Source organism: Kitasatospora sp. NPDC047058 (genome assembly GCF_040643935.1).
Lineage (GTDB): Bacteria > Actinomycetota > Actinomycetes > Streptomycetales > Streptomycetaceae > Kitasatospora.
This window is the reverse complement of the sequence record NZ_JBEYVJ010000298.1, coordinates 1-8,993: the sequence shown is the minus strand read 5'-3', so window position 1 is coordinate 8,993 and position 8,993 is coordinate 1. Positions and strand designations below refer to the sequence as shown.

The 8,993-nt window shown below is 76.8% G+C and carries 1 protein-coding gene; it reads left to right on the top strand.

What is annotated here, in order from left to right:
- On the top strand, positions 1–8,993 hold an 8,993-nt coding region (locus ABZ885_RS30445), incomplete at both ends, for a type I polyketide synthase (protein ID WP_360195566.1).

Sequence of the window (8,993 nt, the reverse complement as noted above, 5' to 3'; positions counted from 1 at the left end):
GCCGATGTCCTGACGGTCGGCACGCTGGAGCGCGAGAACGCGGGCGCCTCCCGCCTGCTCACCTCGCTCGCGCAGGCCTACGTCGGCGGTCTGCCGGTGGACTGGAAGACCGTCCTGCCGGCCGCCGGGCAGGTGGACCTGCCGACCTACGCCTTCCAGCACCAGCGGTACTGGCTCCAGTCCGCCGACGCGCCCGCACCCCTGGTGGGCGGCGACGGCGCGTCCTCGGAGGCCGAGGCCCGGTTCTGGGCCGCCGTCGAGGGCGGTGACCTGGCGCGGATCGCCGACACCCTGGCGATCGAGGACCAGAAGCAGCTCGCCGAGGTGCTCCCCGCCCTGGCGACCTGGCGGCGCCGCGAGCGCGACCGCTCGGCGACGGAGGCCTGGCGCTACCGCGTGACCTGGTCGCCGGTCACCGAGCAGTCCCCGGCCGTGCCCACCGGCCGCTGGCTGGTCGTCACCCCGGCCGGGGAGACCGGCGGCGACGTGGCGCAGGGCTGCACGGCGGCGCTGTCCTCCCGCGGGGCCGAGATCGTGTTCGTCGAGGTCCCGGCCGGGACCGTCGACCGGACCGAGATCGCCGCGCTGATCGGAGCGGCGCAGCAGGGCGGTCCGGCGGTGTCCGGCGTGCTGTCGCTGCTCGCGACCGACGAGACCCGCCTGCCCTCCCACCCGGTGGTGACCGTGGGCCTGGCCGCCACGCTGGGCCTGGTGCAGGCCCTCGGTGACACCGGCGTGACCGCGCCGCTGTGGGCCGTCACCCGCGGCGCCGTCGCGGCGACGCCGGGCGAGGCGCCGGCCAGCCCGGTGCAGGCCCAGATCTGGGGCCTCGGCCGCGTCGTCGCACTTGAACACCCGGACCGCTGGGGCGGGTTGATCGACCTGCCCGAGGTGATGGACGACCGGGCCGGTGCCCGGCTGGCCGCGGTCCTCGCCGGCTGCGGCGAGGACCAGGTCGCCGTCCGGCGGACCGGACTCCTGGCCCGCCGCCTGACCCACGCCCCGCAGCCCAAGGCGGGCCGGGGCTGGAAGCCGCGCGGCACCGTGCTGGTCACCGGCGGCACCGACGCGATCGGCGGGCACGTCGCCCGCTGGCTGGCCGGCCAGGGCGCGGCCCGGCTGGTGCTGACCGGCACCGCCGGTCCGGCCACCGCCGGCATCGCCGCGCAGGCGGCCGGACTCGCCGCGCAGGGCGCCCACGTGGACGTCGTCACCTGCGACGCCGGGCAGCGTGCCGCGCTGGCCGGCCTGCTCGACCGGATCGCGGCGACCGGCCCCGCGCTGTCGTCCGTCCTGCACCTCGCGGAGGCCATCGACAACCGGCCGGTCGACGACGTCGACCTCGCGGAGTTCGCCGGGGTGCTCGCGGCCAAGGCGGGCGCGGCGGCCTGGCTGGACGAGCTGACCGCCGGCCTGGACCTCGACGCGTTCGTCCTCTTCTCCTCGGTCGCCGCCGTCTGGGGCGGCGGCCAGCAGCCCGGGTTCTCGGCGGCGAACGCCTTCCTGGACGCCCTGGCGGAGAGCCGCCTGGCCCGTGGCCTGGCCGCCACCTCGGTGGCCTGGGGCCCGTGGAGCGTCGGCGCGATGGGCGCCGGGGCCGACGGCGCCCAGCTGGAGCGGCGCGGGCTGCGGCTGATGAGCCCGGACCTGGCCACCCGGACGCTGGCGCAGATCCTGGACGGCGGCGAGGCGCTGACGACGGTCGTCGACGTGGACTGGGCGCGGTTCGCGCCGCCGTTCACGCTGCGCCGGCGCAGCCCGCTGATCGGGAGCCTGCCCGAGGTCGTCGAGGCCCTGGCCGGCGACGGGCCCGACTCGGCCGTCGAGCAGGGCGCCGGCACGCCGCTGCGCCAGCAGCTGGCCGGCCTGCCGGCCGCCGAGCAGGACCGCGCCCTGGTCAACATGGTCAGGGCCGAGGCCGCCGCCGTGCTCGAGTACGCCTCCCCGGAGGCCGTCGGCAGCAGCCGGGCCTTCAGCGAGCTGGGCTTCGACTCGCTGACCGCCGTCGAACTCCGCAACCGGCTGGGCGCGGCCACCGGCCTGAAGCTGCCCGCCACGCTGCTCTTCGACTACCCGAGCCCGACGGTGCTGGCCGGCTACCTGCGCGACGAGCTGCTGGGCGGCGGGACCGCGAGCGCCGGCGGGGCCGTCGTGGCGGGCACGGTGCCGCTGGACGACGACCCGGTGGTGATCGTGGGCATGGGCTGCCGCTTCCCCGGCGGCGTCCGCAGCCCCGAGGAGCTGTGGGAGCTCCTGGACTCGGGCACCGACGCGATCGGGGCGTTCCCGCAGGACCGCGGCTGGGACCTCGACGGCCTCTACGACCCGGACCCGGACAACCCCGGCACGGCGTACGTGCGCCAGGGCGGGTTCGTCTACAACGCGGCCGAGTTCGACGCCGGCTTCTTCGGCATCAGCCCCCGCGAGGCGCTGGCGATGGACCCGCAGCAGCGGCTCCTGCTGGAGACGGCCTGGGAGGCCCTGGAGCGGGCCGGCATCGCCCAGTCGACGCTGCGCGGCAGCCGGACGGGCGTGTTCACGGGCGCGAGCTACGCGGGCTACGGCCTGGTCGGGCCGGACGCCTCGGAGGGCCTGGAGGCGCACCTGCTGACGGGCACCACGACCAGCGTGCTCTCCGGCCGGGTGTCCTACACCTTCGGCCTGGAGGGACCGGCGGTGACGGTCGACACGGCCTGCTCGTCGGCGCTGGTGGCGGTCAACCTGGCCAGCCAGGCGCTGCGTTCGGGCGAGTGCTCGCTGGCGCTGGCCGGCGGCGCGTTCATCGCGTCCGCCCCGGACCTCTTCGTCTGGGTGAGCAAGCAGCGCGGGCTGTCCCCCGACGGCCGGTCGAAGTCGTTCTCGGCCGCCGCGGACGGCATGGGCGTCGCCGAGGGCGCGGGCATGGTGGTGCTGGAGCGCCTCTCGGACGCCCGGCGCAACGGGCACCCGGTGCTGGCTGTGGTGCGCGGCTCCGCGGTGAACCAGGACGGCGCGTCGAACGGTCTGACCGCCCCCAACGGCCCCTCGCAGCAGCGGGTGATCCGCGCCGCCCTGGCCGACGCCGGGCTGACCACCGCCGACGTGGACGTGGTCGAGGCGCACGGCTCCGGCACGGTGCTGGGCGACCCGATCGAGGCGCAGGCGGTGATCGCCACCTACGGCCAGGACCGTCCGGAGGGACGGCCGCTGTGGCTGGGGTCGGTGAAGTCCAACATCGGCCACACCCAGGGCGCGGCCGGCATCAGCGGCCTGATCAAGATGGTGCTGGCGCTGCAGCACAGGAACCTGCCGGCCACCCTGCACGCGGACGAGCCCTCGCCGCACGTGGACTGGTCGGCCGGCGACGTCCGCCTGCTCACGGAGTCGCGGCCGTGGCGGACGGACGGACGCCCGCGCCGGGCCGGGGTGTCCTCGTTCGGGGTCAGCGGCACCAACGCCCACCTGATCCTGGAGGAGGCCCCCGACCCGGCGGACGCCGAGGCGGCCGCGGCGGACGGGGGCGCCGGAGCACCCCTGGCCCCCGCGGTCCTCGACGCCGACGACGCCGGTGCCTGGGTGGTGTCCGGCCGGACGGCGGACGGTCTGCGCCGTCAGGCGGCCCGGCTGGCCGAGTACGTGGCGACCCGGCCGGAGCTGGACCCGGCGGACGTGGCGTGGTCGCTGGCGGCGACCCGTTCGGTGTACGAGTACCGGGCCGTGGTGACCGGGACGGCCCGCGAGGAGCTGGCCGCGGGCCTGGCCGCGGTGGCGGCCGGGGAGCGCGCCGACGGCGTGGTCGCCGGGACGTCGGCGGCCGCCGAGGCGGGCGAGGCGGTGTTCGTCTTCCCCGGCCAGGGCGCCCAGTGGGAGGGCATGGGCCGGGAGATGCTGGCGGCCTCGCCGGTGTTCGCGGCCCGGATCGCCGAGTGCGCGCAGGCCCTGGCACCGCACGTGGACTGGTCGCTGGCCGACGTGCTGGCCGGTGCGGACGGCGCACCCGCCCTGGACCGCGCCGACGTGGTGCAGCCCGCGCTGTGGGCGGTGATGGTGTCGCTGGCCGCCGTGTGGGAGGCCGCGGGCGTCACGCCGGGCGCCGTGGTCGGCCACTCGCAGGGCGAGATCGCGGCGGCGACGGTGGCCGGGATCCTGTCGCTGCAGGACGCGGCCGAGGTCGTGACGGTCCGCAGCCGGGCGCTGGCCGGCCTGGGCACCGGCGGCGGGATGCTGTCGGTCGTGATGCCCGCCGCGGCGGTGCGCGAGCTGCTCGCGCCCTGGGGTGACCGCCTGGCGGTCGCCGCCGTGAACGGGCCCGCCGCGACGGTGGTGTCCGGCGAGACGGAGGCGCTGGCCGAGTTCGGCGCCGAGCTGGCGGCCCGGAAGGTCATGCGCTGGCCGATCCCGGTGACCGACTTCGTGGCGCACTCGGCCGGGGTGTCCGAACTGGAGGGCGTCCTGAGCGAGCGTCTGGCGGGCATCCGGCCGGAAGCCGGGCGGATCCCGCTGTTCTCCACGGTCGAGTGCCGGTGGATGGACGGCACGGAGCTGGACGCCGGGTACTGGTTCGCCAACGTCCGCCGGACGGTCCGCTTCGACGAGGCGGTCCGGGAGCTGGCCGCGGCCGGGAACCGGACCTTCGTCGAGGTGTCCCCGCAGCCGGTGCTGACCACCGGGATCGCCGAGACGATCGAGGACCTGGGCACGGCCGGCACCCCGGTGATCACCGGGACGCTGGACCGCGAGAACAGCGGCCCGCGGCGGCTGCTGGCGGCCCTCGCCCAGGTGCACGTGGGCGGCGTCCCCGTCGACTGGCAGCGGGTGCTGCCGGCCGGGCGGCGCACGGACCTGCCCACCTACGCCTTCCAGCACCAGCGGTACTGGCTCACCGGCTCCCGCCTGGCGGCGCCGGCGGCCGGCGGGGACGGCGCGTCCTCCGAGGCCGAGGCGCGGTTCTGGGCGGCCGTCGAGGGCGGTGACCTGCAGCAGCTCGCCGACACGCTCGCCGTGGACGGTCGGCGGTCCTTCGGTGAGGTGCTTCCGTCGCTGGCGTCCTGGCGCCGGCGCGAACGGGACCGGGACGTCACCGGGAACTGGCGCTACCGCGTCACCTGGGCCCCCGTCACCGACCCGGCGCCGGCCAAGCCGGCCGGCACCTGGCTGGTGGCGGTTCCGGCGGACCGGGCCGGCCGCACCGCGGACCTGGTCCGGGCGTGCGTCGACGCACTGACCGCGCGGGGCGCCCGGGCCGAGGTGGTCGAGGTCGGGTGCGGCACGGCGCGGCGCGACGCGCTGGCCGCCGACCTCACCCGGGCCCTGCGGTCCGGGGCCGACGAGGACACGCCGGCGTCCGTCACCGGCGTGGTGTCCCTGCTGGGCCTGGACGAGACGCCGCTCGCCGACCGGCCCGTGGTGCCCGCCGGCCTGGCCGGCACCCTGACCCTGATCCAGGCACTGACCGACGCCGCGATCACCGCGCCGCTGTGGACGCTCACCTCCGGGGCGGTCGCGACCGGCCCCGGCGACCCGCTGACCAACCCGGTGCAGGCCCAGACCTGGGGCCTCGGCCGGGTGGTCTTCCTGGAGCAGCCCGACCGCTGGGGCGGCCTGGTCGACCTGCCCGCCGTGCTCGACGACCGCGCCGCGAGCCGGCTCTGCACGGTGCTCGCCGGCTGCGGCGAGGACGAGGTGGCCATCCGGCCCGCCGGCATCCTCGGCCGTCGCCTGACCCGGTCCCCGCAGCCCAGGGCGGGCCGGGAGTGGACGCCGCGCGGCACCGTGCTGGTCACGGGCGGGACCGGCGCGGTCGGCGGGCACGTGGCCCGCTGGCTGGCCGGCCGCGCCGAGCGGCTCGTCCTGGCCAGCCGGTCCGGGGTCACCGCCCCGGGCGCCGTGGAGCTGGCCGCGAGCCTGGCGGCCGCCGGGTCCGACGTCGAGATCACCGGCTGCGACAGTGCCAGCCGCGCCGATCTCGCCGGCGTGATCGACCGCATCGGCGCGGGCGGCCCGCCGCTCACCACGGTCATGCACACCGCCGGCGTGCTCGACGACGGCGTGCTCGACGGTCTCGACCACGACCGGCTGGCCAGTGCCCTCGCGCCCAAGGCCGCCGGAGCCGTCCACCTGGACGAGCTCACCGCGGACCTCGGCCTCGACGCGTTCGTGCTGTTCTCCTCGGCCGCGGCCACCTTCGGCGGCGCCGGCCAGGCCAACTACTCGGCCGCCAACGCCTTCCTGGACGCGCTGGCGGACAACCGGCGCTCCCGCGGCCTGCCCGCCCTCTCGGTGGCCTGGGGCCCCTGGGCCGGCGAGGGCGTGTCCGGGGGCAGCGAGGCGGCCCGCCAGCGGCTGCGCCGCAACCGCTGGGAGGTCCTGATGGACCCGGCCATGGCGGTCAAGGCCCTGGGCACCGCCGTGGGCGGCCCGGACACCGTCCTGACCGTCATGGACCTCGACTGGCCGGCCTTCGCGGCCGCTCCCGGCCAGGCGCAGATCCTGGACGTCCCGTTCCTGCGCGACCTGCCGGACGCCCTGCAGCTGAAGGCGGCGCAGCGGACCGAGACCGGCGGCGCCCGGGCCGCCGAGGGCGAGCTGGCCGGGCGGCTGACCGGCCTGTCCCGGGCGGAGCAGGACCGGCTCCTGGTGGACACGATCCGCGAGGAGGCCGCCGCCGTCCTGAACTACGCGAGCTCCGACGAGGTCGAGGCCGGCCGTGCCTTCAGCGAGTTGGGCTTCGACTCGCTGACCTCGGTCGAGCTGCGCAACCGGATCGCCACGGCGACCGGGCTGCGCCTGCCGGCGACGCTGATGTTCGACTACCCGACCCCGCAGGTGCTGGCCGAGCACCTCCGGACGGAGCTGCTCGGCGCCCTGGCCGGCGGCGCGGCGGCGCCGGTCGTGCCGGGCCCGGTCGTCACCGACGACGAGCCGGTCGCGATCGTCGCGATGAGCTGCCGGTTCCCCGGCGGGCTGAACACCCCCGAGGAGCTCTGGGAGCTGCTGGCCGCGGGCGGCGAGGGCATCTCCGGCCTCCCGCAGGACCGTGGCTGGGACGCGGACGCCCTGTTCGACCCCGACCCGTCGCACGCCGGGACCACGTACACGCGTGAGGGCGGCTTCCTCCACCAGGCGAGCCGGTTCGACGCGGGCTTCTTCGGGATCAGCCCGCGCGAGGCGCTGGCGATGGACCCGCAGCAGCGGCTGATGCTCGAACTGTCCTGGGAGGCACTGGAGTCGGCCGGCGTCGACCCGGCGTCGCTGGGCGGCTCGCGCACCGGCGTGTTCATCGGCGGGTACTCGTCGAACTACGCGCTGGCCAGCATGCAGCTCGGCGGCCAGGACGGCGCCGCACAGGTGGAGGGCCACCTGGTGACCGGCAACGCGACCAGCATCATCTCCGGCCGGGTGTCGTACGTGCTGGGTCTGGAGGGTCCGGCGCTGACCGTGGACACGGCCTGCTCGTCCTCGCTGGTGGCGCTGCACACGGCCGCCCGGTCGGTGCGCTCCGGCGAGTGCTCGCTGGCCCTGGTCGGCGGTGTCGCCGTGATGGCGACGCCGTGGGAGATGGTGGGCTTCGCCCGGCAGCGCGGGCTGGCGGCGGACGGCCGGTCCAAGGCCTTCTCGGCCGCGGCCGACGGCATGGGCATGGGCGAGGGTGCCGGCATGGTGGTGCTGGAGCGGCTCTCCGACGCCCGGCGCAACGGGCACCGCGTCCTCGCGGTGGTGCGCGGCTCGGCGATCAACCAGGACGGTGCGTCCAACGGTCTGACCGCCCCCAACGGCCCGTCGCAGCAGCGGGTGATCCGGGCGGCGCTCGCCAGTGCCGGGCTGACCGCCGCGGACGTGGACGTGGTGGAGGCGCACGGGACGGGCACCCCGCTCGGGGACCCGATCGAGGCGCAGGCACTGCTGGCCACCTACGGCCAGGAGCGGGCCGGGGACGAGCCGCTGTGGCTGGGTTCGGTGAAGTCGAACATCGGTCACACCCAGGCGGCCGCCGGCATGGCCGGTGTGATCAAGATGGTGCTGGCGCTGCAGCACGAGGAGCTGCCGCGGACGCTGCACGTGGACGAGCCGTCGCCGCACGTGGACTGGGCGGCGGGCGAGGTGCGGCTGCTGGCCGACGCGGTGCCGTGGCCGGCCAACGGGCGTCCGCGCCGAGCGGGTGTGTCGGCGTTCGGCATCAGCGGGACCAACGCGCACGTCATCGTGGAGGAGGCGCCGGCCGCCGAGGCCGTCGAGGCGGAGGCCGTGGCGGCGGACCCGGTGCTGCCGGGTGCCGGTGCCTGGGTGGTCTCGGGCCGCTCGGCGGACGGGCTGACGGCCCAGGCCGGGCGTCTGCGGGACTGGGTCGCCGCGCGGCCGGAGCTGGAGCCGGCGGACGTCGCCTGGTCGCTGGCGACGACGCGGTCGGCGTTCGAGCACCGGGCCGTGGTGGTGGGCACCGACCGTGCCGAACTGCTGCGCGGTGTGGAGAGCCTGACCGAGGGTGTGTCGGCGGCGTCGGTGGTGTCGGGTGTGGCGCGGGCCGGTGCCCGGGTCGGCCTGGTCTTCGCCGGCCAGGGCTCGCAGTGGACCGGCATGGGCCGGGGCCTGTACGAGGGCAGCCCGGTGTTCGCCGAGGTGTTCGACCGGGTGTGCGGGCTGCTGGAGCTGGAGCTCGGGATCTCGGTCCGGGACGTGGTCCTCGGGGCCGAGGGCGTCGACGAGACGCTCGCGGACCAGACGCTGTACGCGCAGGCGGGCCTGTTCGCGTTCGAGGTCGGTGTGGCGGCGGTGCTGGCGGCGTCCGGGGTGACGCCGGACGCGGTGGTGGGTCATTCGGTGGGCGAGGTCGCGGCCGCGTATGTGGCCGGGGTGCTGTCGCTGCCGGACGCCTGCAAGCTGGTGGCGGCGCGGGCGCGGCTGATGCAGGCGCTGCCAGGTGGCGGTGCGATGGCGGCGGTCAACGCGCCGGAGGTCGAGGTCCTGGCGACGCTGGCCGAGGGTGCGGTGATCGCGGCGGTCAACGGGCCGGAGTC